This is a genomic window from Nostoc sp. C96 (genome assembly GCF_059384975.1).
Genome location: NZ_CM182020.1, coordinates 3,212,713 through 3,233,504, shown reverse-complemented (window position 1 = coordinate 3,233,504; position 20,792 = coordinate 3,212,713). Strand labels below are relative to the sequence as shown.

The following is a 20,792-nucleotide window of genomic DNA, read 5'->3' as shown; positions in this document are numbered from 1 at the left end:
TAGGGGAGTAGGGAGTTGGGGAAGAACCAATGACTATTGACTATTGACTATTGACTATTGACTCATCTATATAAATTTCGTAGGTACAAAATGCAGGTTTTTCTTGCTCAATAATGTGTCGCACTAATTGTTCATCTACTTGATTTGGGCGTTGGGGACGGAGACGGACGATAAAATGATACGGACGACCGCCGCCAATCATTGCATCTTCACCTAGGCGTGTATTACCTAAAACAAAACCTTCGCCGCGAATTTCTTCAATACAAATATGTTTATCAACTTCTCTTGTAATGTGTTCATCTAAAGGTAAATCTGTATAAAGATGTATATATAAACGCAAACCTCTACGAGTTCCCCGCCAGCGATAAAGTTCAACCGCCGAACGAATTAAATAACGTTGTCTTTCTATCGTCCAACGACGGTCAACAGGCCAAGCTACCCAGTGCGCGAGAAAAGGTAACAATGTCTGCGGTGCGGTCATGGGGTCGAGATAAGCCCACAACACATCCAATGCTTGTACTGAGGGTTCAAAAGCCTGTTCAAAAATTTTCAAAAAGCGACCAATAAAATCAACTTCTCGATAAACCGCAGGTAAAAACTTGGGATAGAGACTGCGGGGACGGACATATAAATTTAACCCAGCCGTTTCAACTAACTGTCTACCAGTCCCCTCCTCGGCGTAATTAACATGAATGCGACTGTGATAATCCAACACCAAAGATTGACCAGCCGCCAACGCGGGAGTTTCAAAAAAGTCGGCGGGAAGTTGGAAATATAACACCACATCCATCCGCGATCGCGGTGCAAGTTCATAACCTTCCATCCCAATGCGACACCACTCAGCCGGAAAATTCCCCTCCACCCGCACATTTAACCGCAGCATCCGACTACCCAAGTTTTCTAGCTGTAAAACTATCTCACTCGGTTCCGGCGGATGAACAACCAAATCACACCCAGCACGTACCGTAGTTTGACTACTAAGTGCTATTTGCGAAAAATCATCTGCACCTTTACCCACCGCCGACGTTTGAATCGCGTTAGGTAATTGCATCGAAGTTAATTGCAAGTGCAGAATTTGACTAGTCATATCTTTCTTTGCGCCTTTGCGCCTTTGCGTGAGACAAAAAATAGGTTATTGAATTAAATTGACCACATGACCAGAACGCAACCGCGTATTTTGCCAAGAACAAATAAGACCCAACGCCCCCGGATCAATCACCGGATTTTGGGGAAGCGATCGCACCCAAGTTGAACCCACATAGCGCAGTTCAAACAACTGCACTACCCCCAAATACCGCACCGCCGGAAATTGCTGAAACAAATTGACAATATCCGAAGGGTAAACAGGTCTACCAAACGGCCAGCCTCTCCCATCCTGACCACCAGTAATCGGATTCAAAAACCGATACAACGCCACCCGTAACTTCCCTAAAATCTCCTGCTGGGCGGCGGGGTGGTTATATTCTGGTTCCAGCGCAACTTCTGTCTGCACTGCTACCCCCACATATTCCGGGGCTTGCAATTTAACTTGTATTCCTAATAACCTCCGTTCATCTAAATAAGCAATAATTTGGTCGCGCAATTGCGGACTCAGGCTGAATAATTCCGGTTCAATACCTTCACCACGATTGATTGCATCTGTATTCGCCGCCGGAACAACCAATAATTTGATAGTTCCGGCTTCTTGTGTAGTTGTCGGTGGTAAGCACCGCACCCGCGCCACCGCACCACCGCCCGCTTGTAGCGTCAGCACCTCAAAATCTTCGGGAGTTACCGCGCGATCGCGGGTTCGCAACATCGCCGGAACGCGAATTACCGCATCTTCCAAAGATTCCGCATCCGAACCGTTACGCGCAGGTGTATGGTTAATCAACCTCGCCACATAAGGAACCGCATTTTTCGCTACGGTAATGGTTCCCCGTTGCACATTCCCCTTACGCCCGCCACCAGTGCGGTATGCAACCATCCGAATTACCGACCCACGCAGCGGAACAGCCCCATATTGCCTTTCTAACTCTTGAATATTGGCAAAATTACCCACTCCTCGCCTAAATTCCGTCTGTTGCTGGAGTTGGGCTGGTTCTCGAATCACCGGGCCAAACTGTACCGTCCCGGTGCGCGAATCGATGGTGTAGTGCAAATCTTGGGGAAGAGAATTAGCAAAATCGCTGACTTCATACCACCGTTGAGGAATTCCCCCAGGTGGTGAAATGATCAAATATTCATCTTCCCGACGATTCAACACCGGAACACCCTGTAATTGAAAAGTCTGTCCAGGTGTACCGTCACTTTCCCCTAAAATTTCATTACGAATCAATTCACTTTGACTCGCGCCCACCGTTCCGCCGATGGATCTAACAGCCAAACCAATCATCCGGGGCGCACTGCTATATCCTGGCTGATTGGGTTGGGGTGCAGTATAAACACAACGCAACCAACGTCCTTGGTAGGCGGTGAAAGTAGTCACAGGCCAGGATTGCGGTAAATGCAGGACTATATCTGCACCTTGTAAGGGATTAATCCCTTGAGTCGCTAATTCACTAAAACTAAAACCTTTGGTGCTGTCGTCAGATTCTTGCAGCAGTACCGCTTCCCATTCCACACCGTTCCAAGCTTCCCAACGGCGCGGCGGAATATCGGGATTAATCCCCGTGGCGGTGGCGGCTTCTCCTTTTAATTGCAACGCCAGAACATTACCTTCACACTGCGATTCCCCATCAATAACTAAATAAAAAGTGTTTCCGGGTTGGGGTTGTTCTTCAAACAGTGCCAATTCCCTACCATACCATTCACCATCAGAGCGCATCGTCCATAAATTAGTAAAGCGATCGCGCAAAATTTCCGGTTTTTGATCAGCAGTGGGACAGGTGAGAAAGTGGCGAATTTGCGGTTTATCAATAATTAAAGGCCGATCTGTAGTGAATGCGATCGCCTCTTCTGTTTCCGTGCGAATTGTCGCCACCTCCACCCCAGCCGGAATCGTGTAAGTGTCAGGTAAAGCCGCACTCAGATAAAAAGTAATATCCGCCACCGCAGGCGCAGGTGCTTGCAACCTGACACCTAATAACTCTAAAAAAGTAATGTAATTGCGCTTGGGTACTTCATTAAACCGCAGCAACATTTGGTCAGTTAACCAAGCAAATAGCTCAATCAGCGTGATACCTGGGTCACTGGGGTTATAATTCGTCCATTCTGGACAATAGCGCGGAATCCGCAGAATACACTCATCAACTAAATCTTTAAAAGTGCGATCGTCTAGATTAGACTTTGGTAACTTTGGTAAAAAATCAAATTCCACAATATTAAAAATAATTAGTTAAAACACACAAATGACAAATGACCAATGACAAATGACTATTGCCCATTCAAATAAAACGGAAATACTAAACTCCGCGAATCATGGCTATCTTTAGGATGATATTCAATCACAATATCTACACGACCTCGCAGCGGATCGGGGTCAGCGCGCACTGCATCTAAAACAATACGCGGTTCCCACATTTCCAAAGCTTCTTGGACGTGTAGACGCAAAAGTAATAAAGTTTGCGTATTCATCGGTGCAAAAGTCAACTCCGACAACCGCGAACCAAAGTTAGGACGATACACCCGTTCGCCCAACTCGGTACGCAAAATCAGCATCATCGACTCTTCAACATTGCGATCGGCCTTACTAAGTTGCAGACCTCCTTGGACATTCACCCTTAACGGAAACGACCAGCCCGCACCCAGGTGTTGATTTTGATTGAGTTCTGGCATGGTAGGTATATAGTGATGAGCAGTCTACGCTACTTTATGCTGATCAACAAAACAAAAACCATTCGCCAAAAGTCGAGTTAACTTGAGCGTGAAAATAAAACCTATGTATATTTACTGAATATACGAAAATCAATGAATCTACGGTGAACTATCTTAAATTATTAATTTATAATCGAGTTGCCTCAATTATTATTTAAAATTTTAATTTTATCAAATCAAAGCTGATACCTGAAAACATGGCAGTTATTTATGAATAAATTCACTAATAATGCGTGACAAATCACCATTAATTATGTATAAAAAACTGATGCTTAAGCAAAATCAGCAATAAAATCAGGATGAGAGCCGATGATTAAAAGCAATTTAAGCAATCTGATTGTTAAAAAAGATGTATTAGCTCTTTTAAATGATTTTGCTAAAGCAACAGATAGCCAGTTCACAATAGAAGATATAGAAGGTCAAATACTCTTCGGTACAGCAGTAGATATTTCAGAGATCGCCTGTCCTATAGAGTTCTCTGGTGAACTTATTGGTTGGGTACATAGTTCACAGCAAGCCGCAGGAGTTGTGGCAATACTAATCTATGCACTCAAACAAGAGTCTGAGAAAAAAAATCTCGCTCATGAATTACTCGAAAGATATCAAGAAATTGATTTACTTCATGATATTTCAATTCAAGTAACTGCCAGCCTCAATCTCAAACAAGTTTCTCGATTGCTAATTCAAGAAGCTGGTCAATTAATCCCATCCACTGGTGGGGCTATTTTATTATTAAACAAAAAAACAAATATTTTTGAGACTTTGGCTGAAATTGGTGCCAATAGCTATCTTCAGCACCCGATAAAATTAGGCGAAGGAATTATCGGTGATATAGTTCAAATGGGCAGAGGCGAAATTATCAACAATATTGTATCTTATCCTCGATTTATTGGGGAACAAAAACAATTTAATTCGTTGATTTGTGTCCCGTTAAATGTCGAAGAAAGGGTAGTTGGAGCAATTATTATTGGCAGCGAAACTGCAATTAATTATACAAATAGAGACTTAAAACTATTAAGCATCTTAGCAATGCAAGCAGGCGTTGCAATTGAAAAAGCCCTGCTTTATGAACAAAGTTGTGAAGCCGCTAAAATAGCCCAAATCCAAGCTCAACAATTGCAAACTACACTCCATGAATTACAACAAACACAAGCACAGTTAATTCAAAGTGAAAAAATGTCAAGTTTGGGGCAGTTAGTTGCTGGAATTGCCCATGAAATTAATAATCCAGTCAACTTTATCAGCGGTAATATTAGCCATGCTCAACAGTATGTTGATGATTTATTGCGCCTAGTGCATATTTACCAAGATAATTGCGAATACATCCCAGAAATTCACGACCTCACTGAAGAAATCGATCTAGACTTTCTCTCCAAAGATTTGCCTAAACTAATAGGTTCAATGAGTCTAGGAATTAAGCGTGTTCGTGAGATTGTTGTATCTTTACGCAACTTTTCGCGCACAGAACAAGCACAAATGACGGTAGCAGATATTCATGAAGGCATTGATAGTACATTGTTGATATTAAATAATCGCTTAAAGACAAGCTGTGGAAAATTAGGAATTGAAGTTATTAAAAATTATGACGTACTGCCTTTAGTTGAATGCTATCCCAGTCAACTGAATCAGGTATTTATGAATATTATTGCGAATGCGATCGATGCCTTAGATGTTCAAGAAAAAGAGGGGATTATTACTATTAGTACCTCATTAGAAAATGGCAAAATATTGACAAATCCTCCATATATAGTCGTTCGGATTCAAGATAATGGTTCAGGAATGAGCCAAGATGTGCGCGATCGCCTTTTTGAACCTTTCTTCACTACAAAACCCATTGGTAAAGGCACAGGCTTAGGAATGCCCATCTGTCGCAAAATTATCGAAAAGCATAACGGTAAAATAGAATGCTTCTCTGAACCCGGACAAGGCACAACTTTCTGCATTCAAATACCCATCACTGCTCGCAAGAATGCTGATTTACCAAAAAAAATGCTAAATAAAGGTTCTTTTACCTTTCAACCACCAATTAACACCGTCGGCGCACCTATACCCACAACCGTAGTCAACGGCACACCAGTTACAGTATTCACACCAGCTACCTGAGATGTGACTCGCGCCGCAGGCCTACCACCAATCAAGACGGTAAAAGAACCCATTACAATACTGCCAGTTACTACAGGCCCCGCTACTAAATCACCAACACAAGCTGCGGGTAAACCTGCAATTAAAACATTAGGCACACCAGGCCCAGTAATCGGATCGCCTGTGACAGTTAAATCAGTTAATCGTGCTGCTGGAAACATAAGTTTTTTAGGGAGTGGGGAGTGGAAGAAAAGGTAGGGTGCAGGGTGCAAGGGGGAGAAGAACAAATGACTATTGACTATTGACCAAATTAACAATTCAACCGAATTATCCCGCCTAAAATGCCGACGGAAGCTGCACCGTTGATACTGACCGCAGCGCCAGCATTGACGCTGACCGAACTACCAGAATTAGCGGAAATTGCGCCACCAGCATTAGCACTCAAAGAACCTCCAGCTTGCACGCTGATGGAACTACCAGATTGGATACTTACAGTTCCAGTCGTTCTCATTGTGATACCGCTGGGTGTAAGTTCAATACTTGTACCCCCTACAGTTAAGGTAATTTTTTGCGTTGCAGTTAAAGCAATTTCTCCACCGTTGACACTAATTTTCTTGGCTGTCCCGGTTGTCCCAGATTTAACTGTAATGTCACCTGTGGAAGTCAAACTAATAGTTTTATTACTATCATCACAGCGAAATTTGTGTCCGCCTGTAGTTTCTAATTCGGCAAATTTCTCGCTGTCATTCATTCGCAAATTATGACCGTCTACTGTTTGCAGATATGCACCTTTTTTAGTGCCTTTGTCTTCTTCGACAAATTGCAGTTTATGTCCAACGCGGGTTTTAAACGTCCGTAGCCGCACTTTCCCGCCAACAACAGTATCAGCCACTGCTTCTGGTGGCGCATCTGTGCCATTCCACACACCACCAATCACATAAGGACGGTGAATATCTCCGTGTTCAAAGGCTACTAAAACTTCGTCGTTAATTTCTGGTAAACAGTCAAAACCCCGACCTATACCTGCACCTACACTCACAACTCTTGCCCAATTGCTTTCATGTTCTTCAGTTAATGTCGGAAACTTCACCCGCACACGACCCCAACCTTTCGGGTCGTTGTTATTACTAACCACACCCACTAAAAGAGTTTGTCCTGGTTGCAGATGTTTTTGGGGTGACAGAGTTGCTAACAAGTCTCCTGAACGCAAACCACGGACACTAAACTCTGTGACAAATTTTCGCTCATGGAACAGATGGCGCGTTTCGGTAACGTAATAGCTACCACTGTAATTACCCATATCTGTCAACTTAATTACTTTACCCGGTCTGATTTCGGGATTTCCTTCACCTTTAGCATCAGCTGCAACAAATTCACCGCCTAGTTCATTACACAAAGCTTGGGCAATTTTCTGGGATTCAGCGGCACTAAACACAGGCTGATCTACCACAATCATTTTCGGACTGATGCTGAATTTTGTGCTAGTTGAACTGCCTTTACCGTTATCTGTGCTGGTAATTACTTGTTCTGTAGAGGCTGTAGAAATAATAGGCTTCTTTGTAGTGTAGTCCCACCCCCGCACTTCCACAGAACTGACTTGTTCCGCAGTACTAACACGAACGCGGAAGCTATGGATATCTTCTAACCATTTGAGCGATAAAGATTGGTCTTGTGCGGGTTGGCGAAAGTTTAATTTGCTATCTTGCACATACAACTCAAAGCCGAGACGGGCTGCTCTTTCCCGCAAAAATTCCATATTGGTCTGATTTTCTTGAAAGACGTAATCATGAACAATACTAGTAGAAGTAACTGTACCTGCTGTAATGCCTGCTTCCTTAATAACTTGATTCACAACATCGCTATCGGTGACATTTTGAAAGGAGCGATTATATCGTCCTCGATGCAAGCGATGAGAAACATCATAGCCACGAATCACGATGGGAGCTTGAGAACCACTGGTGAACTCAGTTTCTATGGCTGTAATTTCCCCTTCTAATACGTAACCTTGCTCTGCATCTTCAAAATCTGCGTTTTGCGTCGTGCTGGAAATAAAACCGAGTTTAATTTTTTTACCAATAGCAAATAACTTTTGATGTTTCCACGTTTCCTCTGCTGTCAATCCTGGAAAGTAATCATTGCGAATCACTAAAGTAAACATTCCTGGTAAATGTAGACTTTCTTCTACTGTGATTTGCAAAATATCATTCAGCAAATCAGCAGAAGCAAGAGTGCCATCAATTTGCAATAGTGGTTCAGGGATGTAAAGGACAGCAGGCATAGGTATAGGCAAGAGGAGGTTGCCAATAGCCTAATGAATATGGTGCATTACAGACTATTCCCCAAAGGTCGAATTAACTCCGGCTACTTCTGCTGTCGCCAGCCCGGTTTACACTGCTAGATGTACCCATGCCTGGCTGAGAAATTGATTCATCAACTTCTTCTAGAGTGAGGTTAACTTTAGCACGTACTGGTGTACCGTCGGGCAGAAATAAAGTGAGGCTGTAGTTGAGAGATTGGACAAAACAGCGTAAATATTGCTGATCACCCCAGGTAAATATATACACTGGTGGGCGTTTTTCTTTACCTGCGCCAGCTTCGGCAAAGTTAACGGCTTTTTCAAATTTTTTGAGATGGGTGAGAACGCTAGAACCATCTTCATAGGTATCAAATATGATATTACTAATACTTAGCTTGCATGGTTCTGGGTAAGCAAAACTAACTTTTGGTAAGCCTCTTCCGGTACGCGCACCGCTACTTTTGGTCAAATTAATTTGCTGCGAGAAGTCTAACTGGCTGGGGTTAAACATGAATTCGATATCTGGCGCAGCTTGTTCTGTGGCGATAAGTTTTGCTTTGACTAAACGAGTTGTCATAGTTGGGGAGTGGGGATGGAATTGATAAAGTGAAAAATAAAAAGTAAAAAGTAAAAAGTAAAAAACTAATCTTTACTTTTGCCTTTTTCCTTTTGCCTTACTAGCCCCTATTTCCTGATTATTTTTGCTGAACTGTCAAAGTATACTTATGCTTGGCATCAGAGTTAAATGTACCGACCCAAATCTGATAAATACCTTTTTTCCAGTTGCGATCGCTAATACTAGCATCTTTACTTCTACCAGTGTCATCACCGCAACGAATTGTGTCATCGTTTGGCCCTTTGATGAGTAAAGTTGTATCAGTATTACCTGTATTAACCAATATTGTTAGTTGGTCAAAGTCTTTTTCTAACACCATTGTGTAATCTGGTTTGGGGTCTGCAAAGCCTAGACAAGCTTTTTTATCGCGATCGCGGTTACTAATGGCAGACAATGAGAAAGAACCACCTGTATAACCCGAAAATTTACCTTGAACTGTTTCAAACCCCGGTAACAGACTAAACTTACCAAAATTCGCTGTTTCTGCGATCGCTGGTGTCGCAGTTACCGTGGCTAATATGGCTAAAACCCAACCAATTCGTTTCTGTAGTCGGGGGCGACAGTCTCTCATAGTAGCCCTCCAACAGGCTTAACTAAATGTAGTTATATATACATATTGTAATTAATTAATTCCCGAATAATTTGACTGGTCTGTGCCACATTAAGATGTGACACAAAAAGATATTGGTCATTGGTCATTGGCTTCCTCTTCTTTCTTAATTTCATACTTCATACTTCTTTCTTACTCTTGTAGCTGCAAGAAAACACCGCCTTTAAGTACGTTTGTTTCGCTACCGTAACTACTGACTGTGAGCGATCGCAAACTATTAAAAAATGGTTTACCTAGTACTTCTATAAGCTTCAAAACAGGAATTTGTCTTTCTAAAATTCCTTGACTTTTTACCCAATCAATGTATATATATCCTTGGTTGGGTTGGGGAATTGCTGCAACACTATTTTGGAAATTGCGATCGCTAATTAATGATTTTTCTTGATTGGTGAGAACTTCATTCATTGTTGCCAAGTCGGAGGCAAAAATTTCGTAATTATCTAAGGTTGTGTGTATACCTTGAGCTTGGGCTTCAATAGTGAATAATGGTCGGTCTTTGTCTGGTGTTTGTTTAGCAGTTAACTGTGTCCAAGCGGAGATTTTTTGTTGATCTAAACTTAAATTACTACTGCTAAATCCACTGGAGGCGGCGATCGCATCTAATTTAGCAATCCCTTCTGGTACGCCTTCTGTTTTCTCCACAACAAAAATCCAATCGGGGATATTTTGTCCAGGATGGGGTAAAAGTGCGATCGCATATTCTCCTGTTACCCAGCTAAAAATATCTTGAGCAAAGTTGATTCCCCAGGTTTTCTGCACTTCGGTTAATGGTTGTACCAAACGAGAAATTACATCTGTTCCTGAACCAGAAATAGCTGTTTTCATTTGTGTCCAGAATTTGGCTAAATCACTGTCACCCAAGTTGCTTAAATTAGCACCAGAAATTGCTAACCCCGCCGACACTGGAATATATCTCAACGCTCCTACTGGTTTTGCTAGGGGCGATGATGGCGGCGTGAGTTCTAATTCAGATAAAAAGCTGGTTTCTGCTAATAAACCTTTGGAGTTCAAGCCTAGTGAAATTATTTCACTATCGTAAGTTGGTTCTGGTAGTTTTAAACCTTGCCATTGAGCAATGATGGGAAAATTTAAGAAAGTAACAGCTAAGGAAGCTGGCGGTAATTGCTGGAGAGCTTTTTGATATTGGGGAGAACTAGTTAAATTGAGGTCTGGTGCTTGGACGTTGTTAATTGCATCTTTAACGACACTAGGAGCATTGGCAAATAACACAAAGCCATCACCAACCACTGCGGCGGCTAATTGGCTATCGTAAAGCACTTTCACACCTTGATATTCTTCGGTATCTAAGTTAGCTCCAGCTAATACCCGTTTAGAAAATAGCAACTCGACAAACTCGCGGCTTTTGTCTTGTTTATTGGTAGCTAAAACCATGAGATATCCTGGCTGCTGTCCGTTGGCGGAATCACGGTCTAAATCTGTTGTCGTCACAGCTAGGGTAATTTCGTTTCCTAGCCAAGGCTGAATATCTTTTTGATAATCGATGCCACTCTTAGCTAATAAACTGGTTTTGATTTGAGAAATTTCCCCATCTCGTTCTAAGGCTTGCAAACGGTCAGGGTTGGTGAGTAACGATACCATCACCGGAGAAAGTTTCGATACAAAAATAGCTGCACCAGGTTGGGAAGTCGAGGCGACTAAGTTCACAGGACTTTTGGTAAAGAACCAAAAAGCTGCGATCGCCATTAATAAAAGTGCGATCGCACCAGCCGCGATTAAACCAAAGAATGAGCTTTGCCGATTCACCATAAACCTATTCAATAATCAGTTTCACAGCCATTTAACCAGAATTAGTCAAGACTTAAGCAACTAACCCACTAAATCAATGTGTTTAGTTGTCAACAGTCAATGGTCAATAGTCAAGCTTTTTTTGACTATTGACAGCCTCAACTAAAAATCTATGATACGTAGCTATAGTTCCGTTATTAAGAATGGATGCTCATGCTAAGGGAAAGGTTTTCTGTCAACATAAATGTATAGGATCGTTTACAAAAACTTCATGACAGATAAATCCTTTGGTCAACCCATGACTCAGATTAGTGTTGAGGAATTAGCAGAACGTTTAGCTGCTGGTGATGCAAATATTCAGTTAGTAGATGTACGTGAACCCCAAGAATTAGCGATCGCTAGTCTTCCAGGGTTTGTTAACTTCCCGTTGAGTGAATTCGCTAACTGGAACGAACAAATCTTCGCAATGTTGAATCTAGAAGCTGAAACTCTGGTACTTTGCCATCATGGCGTTCGTTCTGCTCAGATGTGTCAGTGGTTACTGGCTCAAGGATTTACCAATGTAAAAAATATTTCTGGTGGTATTGCTGCCTATTCCCACCTAGTTGACCCAACAATTCCGCAATATTAGTCAATGGTCAATGGTCATTAGTTATTAGTCATTGGTTCTTCCCCGTACTCCCTACCTTCCGCTTCCCACAATCAGCATTTACCCTGACGACATTTATCTTAAAGGGTGAGAAAAATAAGTATCTAACAATACAGCTTATATGAGCAATTTGTGGGAAGATACTTAACAATTAAAAAACTTTAAATCGTTAAATAACTTTTGCTGGGAATATTTATTAGTTCAGAATTAGCAATCTAAGAATGTTGCTATAAGTAACTATAATAGAAATAAACATTTTGCTATCTTAATTAATTAATATTTAGTCTTTTTTGCATTAGCTAAAAAATTTTTCCAATTTTTCTTAAATTTGCTTTCAGTCATAAATACCTTATGGAAGTCCAGTTGACAAATCGACAACAGCACATACTTTGGGCAACAGTACGTCACTACATTGCTACAGCAGAACCTGTTGGATCAAAGGTTTTAGTTGAAGAGTATGACCTAGGTGTAAGCTCGGCCACCATTCGGAATGTGATGAGTGCATTAGAAAAATCTGGGCTACTTTATCAACCACACACCTCAGCCGGAAGAATCCCTTCTGACTCAGGCTACCGCATCTATGTTGACCAGTTAATTGCACCTTCTCTGCGAGACACTACACGAACAGAAACTTTAGCTAAAGAAGTAGAATTGTCACTCCAACAACGGCTGCAATGGGAAGATTGGAGTTTAGAAGCCCTGATCCACGGAGCCGCGCAGATTTTAGCCACATTGAGTGGTTGTATTAGCTTAATTACTATGCCACAAACTTCAACAGCCTTAGTCAGGCATTTGCAATTGCTGCAAATTGAAGCTGGTAGAATTATGCTGATTTTAGTCACAGATGGCTATGAAACTCATTCTAAAGTAATGGATTTGCCGCCTGTAAAAGAAGATGCTCAACTTGATTCTGAAGTAATTGATCGTGGGTTGCAGATTGTTTCTAACTTCTTAAATAGCCACTTACGAGGGCGGAGTTTACTAGAAATAGCTAACCTAGATTGGAGCCAATTAGATCAAGAATTTCAACGTTATGGAGAATTTCTGAAAAGTGCAATTGCGGAATTAAGTCGTCGCACTCAAGCACCAAATACGACACAAATTATGGTGCGGGGTGTAGCAGAAGTTCTGCGTCAACCAGAATTTTCCCAATTGCAGCAAGTCAAAACGATTATGCAATTGTTAGAAGAAGAACAAGATAAACTATGGCAATTAATTTGTGATGAACCAGAAATAGAAGACACTAGTAAATCTAGAGTGACAGTGCGAATTGGAGCAGAAAATCCACTAGAGCCGATACGTACTTGTAGTTTAATTTCTTCTACCTACCGCCGAGGTTCTGTACCTATAGGTAGCGTGGGAGTTTTAGGGCCAACCCGCCTAGATTACGAAAGTGCGATCGCAGTAGTAGCCGCCGCCGCCGATTACCTCTCAGAAGCTTTTAGCTAACAGATTTTTAGCAATCCCACTGACTGAATTTGTATATTTAATTACCCTTGATGATTTAGCTTCATCTAGGTTTTAATGGAATTTACTTCCTCATACGTTTCTACATTACATAAATTACAGAGTATTATCCCAAAAACGCAGTTAAACTCATTTCTCAAGTGAAACGCATTTTCTGAGGAAGAATTAAACATTAAGCTCGGCTAGGGGATTCAGTCAATGATCAAAATTGTGGGATTGTTAATGACCGGATTTTGGTTGTTCATGCTTTATGACTGTATTCGCAACGAACCGAAGCAGCGATTATGGCTGTGGATTTTGATTCTGGTTAACTTTCCGGGTGCGATCGCTTACTTTTTCACGCGCTGGATATCACGAAGTAATGTCCCACTTCTTAATTATTTGAGTTACTGGAAAAGTAGCCACAAACTGTGGACAGCAGCAACACAAGCAAGAAGTATAGGTATAGGCAAAGTTAACATTGGCGATTTTGGAAGATTTTATCAAGCAGAAACAACCTCTAAACAAGATTTAAAAAACACAGATGATAATCTGCAAACCCTTTGGAATGCAGCAGTTATTGATATTCAAAATCAAGAATTTGCTTCTGCTCAACAGTATTTACAAACTATATTAAAAATAGACCCAGATTATCAATATGGTGACGCTTCTTTAATTTATGGCGAAACACTGTTTGCTTTACAAGAATTTGCAGCAGCTAAACAACATTTGGAAAATCACATCCAACATTGGAGTCATCCACAAGCTTATATAACATTGGCTAAGATTCTCTATCGACAGGGTGATGTGGAGACTGCACGTAATTATTTGGAAACTATTATTGTTAAAGTTAAAGAATCTTCTTACTACCACTACAAGCGTAAACAGGTTATAAGTAAAGCCGAGAAGCTATTAAAAACCATAAAACGTTAAAATAAAGTTATTTTTAAGTTTATGTTGAGGAAGGTAGCTTTGTTTTCTCTGTGGATTGGGTTGATTATTTATGCGTTTTTCTTAGCGCCACCCGATCAACCAGATACATTTGAGTTAATCAAGAAACTGTCTATTGGACAATGGCAAGGGATTAATCCTTTAATTATTTCGTTATTTAATCTCATGGGGGTTTGGCCTCTCGCCTATAGTGCATTAGTATTTACTGACGGTAGAAGTCAAAAAATCCCAGCTTGGCCATTCGCTACTGCATCTTTTGGTGTCGGTGCGTTTGCATTATTGCCTTATTTATTTCTTCGAGAACCAAATCAAGAGTTTGTTGGCAAAAAAAATATTTTCATTAAACTGCTAGATTCGCGTGTGACTGGTATTATCCTCACAGTAATTGCCAGCATACTAGTTGCTTATGGAGTACAAGGTGGCAACTGGCAAGATTTTATCCAACAGTGGCAAACTAACCGCTTTATCCATGTGATGAGTTTAGATTTTTGCCTACTGTGCATATTATTTCCGGTGTTATTAGGTGATGATATGGCGCGTCGAGGCTGGAAAAATAATCAACTATTTTGGTTAATCAGTTTAGTACCTTTACTTGGCCCCTTGATTTATTTGTGTGTACGTCCAGCATTAACAGAAGATAATGCAACAGATATAGCAAAGCAACAAGTGATTGATTCACATATCTTGTAATCCTCTCTAACAAATAGAATTCGCGGCTACAACAAGCAAATCCGCCTGCCTCATGTCACCCAAAAGCCTTGATTTTGAGCGACATGAGACAGGTTTTGTTAGTGTAGCTGCTTACACTGGAATTTCAATTAAAAATTCAGTACCTTCATTGATAACAGAGTTACAACTCAATTTTCCGCTGTGAGTTTCTTCGACGATTTGACGGGCGATCGCCAATCCTAATCCCGTTCCTTTTTCTACAGCTTTCGTAGTAAATAAATTGTCAAATACCCTCTGTTTAATTGATTCATTCATCCCCTTGCCATTATCAGCAATGGCGATTTTAACTAGATTATTTTCTAGTGAAGTTGTAACGCTAATTCTGTTGGGTTGAGCTTTTATTTCTTCAAAATTCCGTCCAATGTTTGATTCTTCTAATGCGTCAATAGCATTAGCGAGAATATTCATAAATACCTGGTTTAATTGCCCAGGAAAACACTCTATTTGTGGTAAATTACCGTAGTGATTCACAATTTCAATTGCCGGACGTTGTTCGTTAGCTTTGAGACGATGTTTGAGAATAAGAATAGTGCTATCAATGCCTTCATGAATGTTAAACGGCACTTTGTAATCTTTATCGGCACGAGAGAAAGTACGTAAACTAGTGCTGATATTTTTGAGCCTGTCACACGCCAAAGTCATGGAATCAAGCATTTTGGGCAAGTCTTCTAAGCTATATTCCAAGTCAATTGATTCGGCATGGTCTTCGATTTCTTCACTTTTGTTTGGAAAAGTTTCTTGATATAGATTTAAGTGTTCCACAATATCATTAAAGGTGGGTTTAGCTTGTTTAAGACTGGCAGCAATAAAACCCAAAGGATTATTCATTTCGTGAGCAACACCAGCAACTAAGTTACCCAAAGCAGACATTTTCTCACTTTGAATTATTTGTAATTGCGCTTGTTGCAAGGCAAGTTCTGCTTGTTTGCGATCGCTAATATCAATCACTACCCCATCCCATACAGTTACCCCATCAGCTTGTCGCGTTGGCCTTGAAGCAAATTGCACCCATTTCACCCTTCCCGAAGGCAGGACAAGGCGACATTCTTGTTCAAAAGATGTGAGATTTTGTGCAGAGTAGGCTAGTGCTTCTATCATTGCTGCATTATCGTCAGGATGGTGCATTGTAGAAAGATTATGTATCCCTGCCATCACCAACTCTGGATCTAACTCATACAACTCCCAACAGCCAGAACTAACGTAGGGTGTAGAGGTGGAACCATCCGCAGCCAGATGGAATTGGTATACCATACCCGGAATATTATTGGCTAAATTTTGAAAGCGGATTTCATTAGCCTGCAATTGCGTGAGAGATTGTGTCAATTTTTGAGCATAGTTCTGGGAATTTTCATAAAGTCGCGCATTTTCTAGGGAAATGGCGGCTTGAGCGCAAAGTAGATTGAGGAGTTCGACGCGATCGCTTGTAAACGCTCCTGCAACTAAACTATTTTCCAGATATAAAATGCCCATCAATTTGCCTTGATGCAATATTGGACTGCACAAGATACTTTTAGGCTGTTGACGCAGTATATACGGATCTTTGACTAAAGTGGGATCTGCTGTTGCATCCATCAGAACAACAGTTTGGTTGTTGTGCTTGACTTTGTAAATTACCTTGTGGGGAATATCTTGACTATCTTCAACCCGGAGGTTCTGTAAAACAACTGGCTGTTTTCCTAGAATAATTGAGCCTTTAATCAGCAGGCGCGAGTCTCTTAACAGCATTAACACGCATTTATCAGCTCCCGCATTTTCGATGACGATTTTCAGTAAAGATGCCAGCAATTTTTCTAGTTCGATTTCACTGGACATTGTGTGGGAAGCTTTGAGAATCGCTTTTAAATCTAGGGTATCGGAAACACTGCTGCTAGACGTGGCAGAATTTGTGGAGGTGACAGTCCCCAAAGCGAAAATAGTTTCATCAGTTGAGAAGGCTGAACGACTTTGCTGTAATATCGGGGCAAGTAGTTGGAAATAGCGTTTTTCTAAATCGGCAACTTTGGCTTTTGCCCCCCATTTGGCGTAACAATAGTAAGCTTCTTGCATATAGCCTGCGGCAACTTTTGCTTTACCCCAGCCCAGGTAAAATTTAGCTGCTAGTTCGTGAGCTAAGGCTTCTTCTTGGAGATAGCCATTAGCTTTAGCAAGAGAAATAGCGCGATCATAATATTCTATTGCTTCTGCTCGATTCCCCAAGACTCCATACCACTCTGCTGCTACCAGATCGTATTTGTGTTGGAAATTCATGGGTGCGTGCGTTGCCCAGTATTTGAGAATTTCTTGGTTACTAACAATGCGTTCTTTTATCTGCTGTTGTTCTGAAACTGAGAGTTGTTCAAACACCGCTAGTTGCGCTAAAGACTCATAAAAATGAAAGATGGGTACATAAACAAAAGACAGAACAGCATCTAAATACTGTCTTGCTTGTCGGGCTTGTTGTAACGCTGGGGCAAACTCAGCGAATAGATAAGAAACAATTAGTTTGTTCATCCACAGCAATGCTAATCCAGTGCGATCGCTTGCGGCTTCATGCAATGGTAATTTTTCCTGTTCGTTGTAAGCTGTACCGCTCAAATCCACAGGATGATCTGCATATCCCGTTAAATTCAGGATAATTTGTCGAGCTAATAGAGCATAAGTGAGAGTGAGATTTTGCTTGAGATGAGCGAGTGCTTGACAATACGCATGAGATTCTACTTCTAGTTGAGTTAAATTTTGTCCAGCAAAATAGGAGTATAATACGTAATTATACGCACAATAACCAGTAAAAGCCAAATCGCCCACGCCCAAACAACTAGAATAGGCATTTTGTAAAGGTTGTAAAGTCTCACGCAAATGCCTTTTGCCATGTCTAGTGTAAAGATAGACCAGTGATAAAGTTTTTCCTTTGAATTGGGAATTGGGATCTTGAGATAGTAAATCCAGGGCTAACTGACCAAATTCATAGCCTAATTCCAAGTCGTTTATGATACCACATAGCAATATTCCATAAGAAGCATAGGCAAAGGGTGATGTTGACTCATTGCCGTAGACAACTGATAGATAAACCTTTTTTAAAATCACCACCAAATATAAGAGTGGCTGAGATAGATAAGCTGGAGGTGCTACTGATGTTAAAATTCGTGCTGCTGCCAGAATCTTGAGATCTGTTGCAGGTGGGAGGTGAAGTAATTCAGCAGGTGAGCGTCCGCCAAGGACATGGGAAACGGCATCAAAGGCAGCTGTTACATCTGCTTGACTAGGTACTGAGGGCAGTTCTACATCTAATTGTCCCAGAATAGTAATTGCGCCAGCGATCGCATCGGCAACCTGAGCCTGAGCAGTGAATGACTCAATTATCACCTCATACACGCTGACTCGATCTAATGGCGTTTTGGCATGGCTGAGAACCAGATCTACAAAGGTTTGCATCTGTGGCAAATCACCAATGAGATGGGCTGTTTCTGTCGCTATTTGATGCAGTTCCAGAGTCAAGTTATACTGAGTTTCCCAACTGTCTTCAGCCAGGACTTCCATACCCTTCTGGGCATATTGCAGAGATGCAACATAAGCTGTGGCGGTTTTGGCTTTGCGACTTGCCAAAAGGTTGAACTCTGCTAAGGCTTGACGTTCTGCCGATTGGGTGAGTAATTCTTGTGCCAAGTTTAGTTGACTGACAATCGTAAAAATGCCATCTTCTAGGTTGGCTGCTGGTGTATTGTTGAGCAGTAATCGCCCAATCTTCAAGTGAACAGATTGTTTTTCTTCGGGTGGAATCAAAAAGTACGCTGCTTGTTGAATGCGATCGTGCAGAAACTTATAGTAACAGTGTTGAGTGTTAGAAGTTAAGTGTTGAGAGTCAAGTTCCAAGTTTTGATAAAATTTGTAGATTTCGCTCTGCGGTAAAATTAGTTCTTCTTGCAAAGCTTTCCACAATGCTGTTGCTGTTTCTATTTCCGATTGTTCGGAAATAATCGCCAGAGTTCCTAAATCGAATTGGTTGCCAATACAAGCAGCTAACTTCAAAATGTTTTGCGTTGCAGGAGATAACTTTTGTAGCTGTAATGCCATGAATTCCACGACATCATCGGTGAGTGATAGCGCTCTCACTTCAGCAACATCGCATTGCCAAGAGCCTGTCTGCCAGTCAAATACAATCAATCCATCTTCATATAATGCCTTCAAAAACTGGGTTGTGAAAAACGGATTTCCTTTGACTTTTCGATAGACTAACTCAGTCAAGGGTAAAGCGCGATCGCTCTCACAACTAAAAGTATCAGCAATCAAATGATTTACGTCAGATTGACTTAACGGAGTTAGCTCAATGGTATTGACAGTTGCTTGTTTTTTTTGGATTTTCTCTAATGCCAACATCAGCGGATGAGTGGGAAAAACTTCGTTATCACGATAAGCACCAATAATAAATAAATAGCCTCCCTCTGTTTGACTCATTAACAACTTCATTAAATTGAATGATGCTGCATCTGCCCATTGCAAATCATCTAAAAATATTACTAATGGATGTGATGCACTGGTAAAGACTTGAGTAAATTTTTGAAATAATAAATTAAAGCGATTTTCTGCTGCTGTTCCTAATAATGCTATTGCTGATGGTTGTTCGCCAATAATTCTTGACAGTTCAGGAATGACTTCAATAATTACTTGACCATTTTCGCCAACAGCCTCTAAGATTTTATTTTTCCATTGCTGAATTTGGGCATCACTTTCTGTTAATAATTGTCCCATCAAATCCCGGAATGCTTGCACAAAAGCACTGAAGGGAATGTTACGTTGAAATTGGTCGTATTTGCCTTTGATAAAAAAGCCGTGTTGTCTGGCAATTGGTTTATGAACTTCGCTGACGACTGCGGTTTTACCAATCCCGGAAAACCCAGCAACGAGCATCATTTCGGTTGCACCAAGGCTTACTCTATCAAAGGCTTGTAGCAGGGTTTGAACTTCGGTTTCTCGTCCATAAATTTTATCAGGAATGAGGAAGCGATCGCACACATCCCTTGTGGCTATTTCAAAACTCTCAATTTCACCAGTTTCTTTTAGCTGATGTAAACATTTTTCTAAATCAAATTTCAATCCTAATGCACTTTGATATCTATCTTCGGCATTTTTCGCCATCAATTTACTAACAATTTCTGATAGTACAGATGGAATTTTGGAATTGATTTCATGTACTAATGGTGCAGTTTTAGCAATGTGACAATGTACTAATTCCATTGGATCATTTGATGCAAAAGGTAATTCACCTGTGAGTAATTCGTAAAAAGTTATACCCAACGAATAAAAGTCGGTGCGATAATCAATCCCACGATTCATTCTCCCTGTTTGTTCTGGAGAAATGTAAGCTAGTGTCCCTTCTAACACATTGGGATTGACGAGGGCTTGGGTTTCTCTTGGTAATAAAGATGCTATACTAAAGTCGATTAATTTAACTTGCTTAGTTTCGGGATTAATTAATATATTGCTGGGTTTAATATCTTTGTGAATAATGCGAGCGCGGTAGAGTATATCTAGTGTGTTGCAAATGGCTATTGCTATGGGCAAAAATTCTTGTAAAGACGTTATATAGTTAGCGAAATAATGTTTGAGAGAAATCCCGCCAAAGTCTTCCATCACTAACATATAGCCATTTTGCACAATTTCGAGGCTATAGATTTGGATAATTAGAGGTGAATTGAGATTTTTGGTAATGGTGTACTGATTGCGAAACGACAAGAGTTCATGAAAGCTGGGATAAGAGTTTTTCAGTAGTTTAATCACTACTGGTAACGAATCACTGTCTTGATAACCACGATAAACCAGTGTTCTTGAACCATTGTAGAGTTCTTCAGTTATGTGATATCCGGGAATATTCACAAGAGTAGTAACCATACAACTA

At 40.9% G+C, this 20,792-nt stretch carries 14 protein-coding genes; 5 read left to right on the top strand and 9 right to left on the bottom strand.

The window, feature by feature from the left end; genetic code table 11:
• Positions 1-40: 40 nt before the first annotated feature.
• Genes AC504W_RS13790 through AC504W_RS13780 form a run of 3 tightly spaced genes read right to left on the bottom strand, consistent with a single transcriptional unit; the run spans position 41 to position 3,756 of the window.
• Positions 41-1,087: a phage tail protein gene (locus tag AC504W_RS13790; protein WP_494878362.1), complete on the bottom strand. Its 1,047-nt coding sequence runs from the start codon at positions 1,085-1,087 to the stop codon at positions 41-43.
• Positions 1,088-1,132: 45 nt separating this feature from the next.
• The gene (locus AC504W_RS13785) at positions 1,133-3,298 is read right to left on the bottom strand and encodes a putative baseplate assembly protein (protein ID WP_494878361.1); all 2,166 of its coding nucleotides are present in this window, start codon (positions 3,296-3,298) and stop codon (positions 1,133-1,135) included.
• 56 nt (positions 3,299-3,354) lie between these two features.
• Entirely contained in the window at positions 3,355-3,756 is a 402-nt protein-coding gene (locus AC504W_RS13780) for a GPW/gp25 family protein (RefSeq protein WP_494878359.1), read from the bottom strand.
• A 348-nt stretch (positions 3,757-4,104) separates the two neighbouring features.
• On the opposite strand from AC504W_RS13780, the gene AC504W_RS13775 reads away from it, so the two are divergent.
• On the top strand, positions 4,105-5,898 hold the full coding sequence (locus AC504W_RS13775) for a GAF domain-containing sensor histidine kinase (RefSeq protein ID WP_494878358.1): 1,794 nt from the start codon (positions 4,105-4,107) through the stop codon (positions 5,896-5,898).
• Here the strand turns inward: AC504W_RS13775 and AC504W_RS13770 are convergent.
• From AC504W_RS13770 to AC504W_RS13750, 5 genes are all read right to left on the bottom strand, one after another.
• Positions 5,811-6,098, bottom strand: a complete 288-nt coding sequence (locus AC504W_RS13770; RefSeq protein ID WP_494878357.1) for a PAAR domain-containing protein — start codon at positions 6,096-6,098, stop codon at positions 5,811-5,813. The genes AC504W_RS13775 and AC504W_RS13770 overlap by 88 nt on opposite strands.
• Positions 6,099-6,187: 89 nt before the next feature.
• Positions 6,188-8,155 (bottom strand): VgrG-related protein, encoded by a 1,968-nt coding sequence (locus AC504W_RS13765; RefSeq protein ID WP_494878356.1) that lies wholly within the window; start codon positions 8,153-8,155, stop codon positions 6,188-6,190.
• A gap of 73 nt (positions 8,156-8,228) precedes the next feature.
• Positions 8,229-8,750, bottom strand: coding sequence for a CIS tube protein (locus tag AC504W_RS13760; RefSeq protein ID WP_494878355.1), 522 nt, complete (start codon positions 8,748-8,750; stop codon positions 8,229-8,231).
• Between the two features lie 118 nt (positions 8,751-8,868).
• On the bottom strand, positions 8,869-9,360 hold the full coding sequence (locus AC504W_RS13755; RefSeq protein WP_494878353.1) for a hypothetical protein: 492 nt from the start codon (positions 9,358-9,360) through the stop codon (positions 8,869-8,871).
• A 171-nt stretch (positions 9,361-9,531) separates the two neighbouring features.
• Positions 9,532-11,166 carry a DUF3352 domain-containing protein gene (locus AC504W_RS13750; RefSeq protein WP_494878351.1) on the bottom strand — a complete coding sequence of 545 codons (1,635 nt, stop codon included), beginning with the start codon at positions 11,164-11,166 and terminating at the stop codon, positions 9,532-9,534.
• A gap of 250 nt (positions 11,167-11,416) precedes the next feature.
• On the opposite strand from AC504W_RS13750, the gene AC504W_RS13745 reads away from it, so the two are divergent.
• The 4 genes from AC504W_RS13745 (at position 11,417) to AC504W_RS13730 (ending at position 14,881) form a co-directional block, all read left to right on the top strand.
• Complete coding sequence (locus AC504W_RS13745) at positions 11,417-11,776, top strand: rhodanese-like domain-containing protein (RefSeq protein WP_494878349.1); 360 nt, start codon at positions 11,417-11,419, stop codon at positions 11,774-11,776.
• Positions 11,777-12,145: 369 nt separating this feature from the next.
• Positions 12,146-13,243: a heat-inducible transcriptional repressor HrcA gene (gene hrcA / locus AC504W_RS13740; RefSeq protein WP_494878347.1), complete on the top strand. Its 1,098-nt coding sequence runs from the start codon at positions 12,146-12,148 to the stop codon at positions 13,241-13,243.
• Between the two features lie 216 nt (positions 13,244-13,459).
• On the top strand, positions 13,460-14,173 hold the full coding sequence (locus AC504W_RS13735) for a tetratricopeptide repeat protein (protein ID WP_494878345.1): 714 nt from the start codon (positions 13,460-13,462) through the stop codon (positions 14,171-14,173).
• A gap of 21 nt (positions 14,174-14,194) precedes the next feature.
• Positions 14,195-14,881 (top strand): DUF2834 domain-containing protein, encoded by a 687-nt coding sequence (locus AC504W_RS13730; RefSeq protein ID WP_494878344.1) that lies wholly within the window; start codon positions 14,195-14,197, stop codon positions 14,879-14,881.
• Between the two features lie 111 nt (positions 14,882-14,992).
• Here the strand turns inward: AC504W_RS13730 and AC504W_RS13725 are convergent, their stop codons facing one another.
• Positions 14,993-20,785 carry a trifunctional serine/threonine-protein kinase/ATP-binding protein/sensor histidine kinase gene (locus AC504W_RS13725; RefSeq protein ID WP_494878342.1) on the bottom strand — a complete coding sequence of 1,931 codons (5,793 nt, stop codon included), beginning with the start codon at positions 20,783-20,785 and terminating at the stop codon, positions 14,993-14,995.
• Positions 20,786-20,792 lie beyond the last annotated feature (7 nt).

Coding starts and splice junctions, on each gene's coding strand:
- hrcA (WP_494878347.1), top strand. CDS start 12,146: ATGGAAGTCCAGTTGACAAATCGACAACAGCACATACTTTGGGCAACA.
- AC504W_RS13730 (WP_494878344.1), top strand. CDS start 14,195: ATGTTGAGGAAGGTAGCTTTGTTTTCTCTGTGGATTGGGTTGATTATT.
- AC504W_RS13790 (WP_494878362.1), bottom strand. CDS start 1,087: ATGACTAGTCAAATTCTGCACTTGCAATTAACTTCGATGCAATTACCT.
- AC504W_RS13750 (WP_494878351.1), bottom strand. CDS start 11,166: ATGGTGAATCGGCAAAGCTCATTCTTTGGTTTAATCGCGGCTGGTGCG.
- AC504W_RS13770 (WP_494878357.1), bottom strand. CDS start 6,098: ATGTTTCCAGCAGCACGATTAACTGATTTAACTGTCACAGGCGATCCG.
- AC504W_RS13725 (WP_494878342.1), bottom strand. CDS start 20,785: ATGGTTACTACTCTTGTGAATATTCCCGGATATCACATAACTGAAGAA.
- AC504W_RS13780 (WP_494878359.1), bottom strand. CDS start 3,756: ATGCCAGAACTCAATCAAAATCAACACCTGGGTGCGGGCTGGTCGTTT.
- AC504W_RS13775 (WP_494878358.1), top strand. CDS start 4,105: ATGATTAAAAGCAATTTAAGCAATCTGATTGTTAAAAAAGATGTATTA.
- AC504W_RS13760 (WP_494878355.1), bottom strand. CDS start 8,750: ATGACAACTCGTTTAGTCAAAGCAAAACTTATCGCCACAGAACAAGCT.
- AC504W_RS13735 (WP_494878345.1), top strand. CDS start 13,460: ATGATCAAAATTGTGGGATTGTTAATGACCGGATTTTGGTTGTTCATG.
- AC504W_RS13765 (WP_494878356.1), bottom strand. CDS start 8,155: ATGCCTGCTGTCCTTTACATCCCTGAACCACTATTGCAAATTGATGGC.
- AC504W_RS13755 (WP_494878353.1), bottom strand. CDS start 9,360: ATGAGAGACTGTCGCCCCCGACTACAGAAACGAATTGGTTGGGTTTTA.
- AC504W_RS13745 (WP_494878349.1), top strand. CDS start 11,417: ATGACAGATAAATCCTTTGGTCAACCCATGACTCAGATTAGTGTTGAG.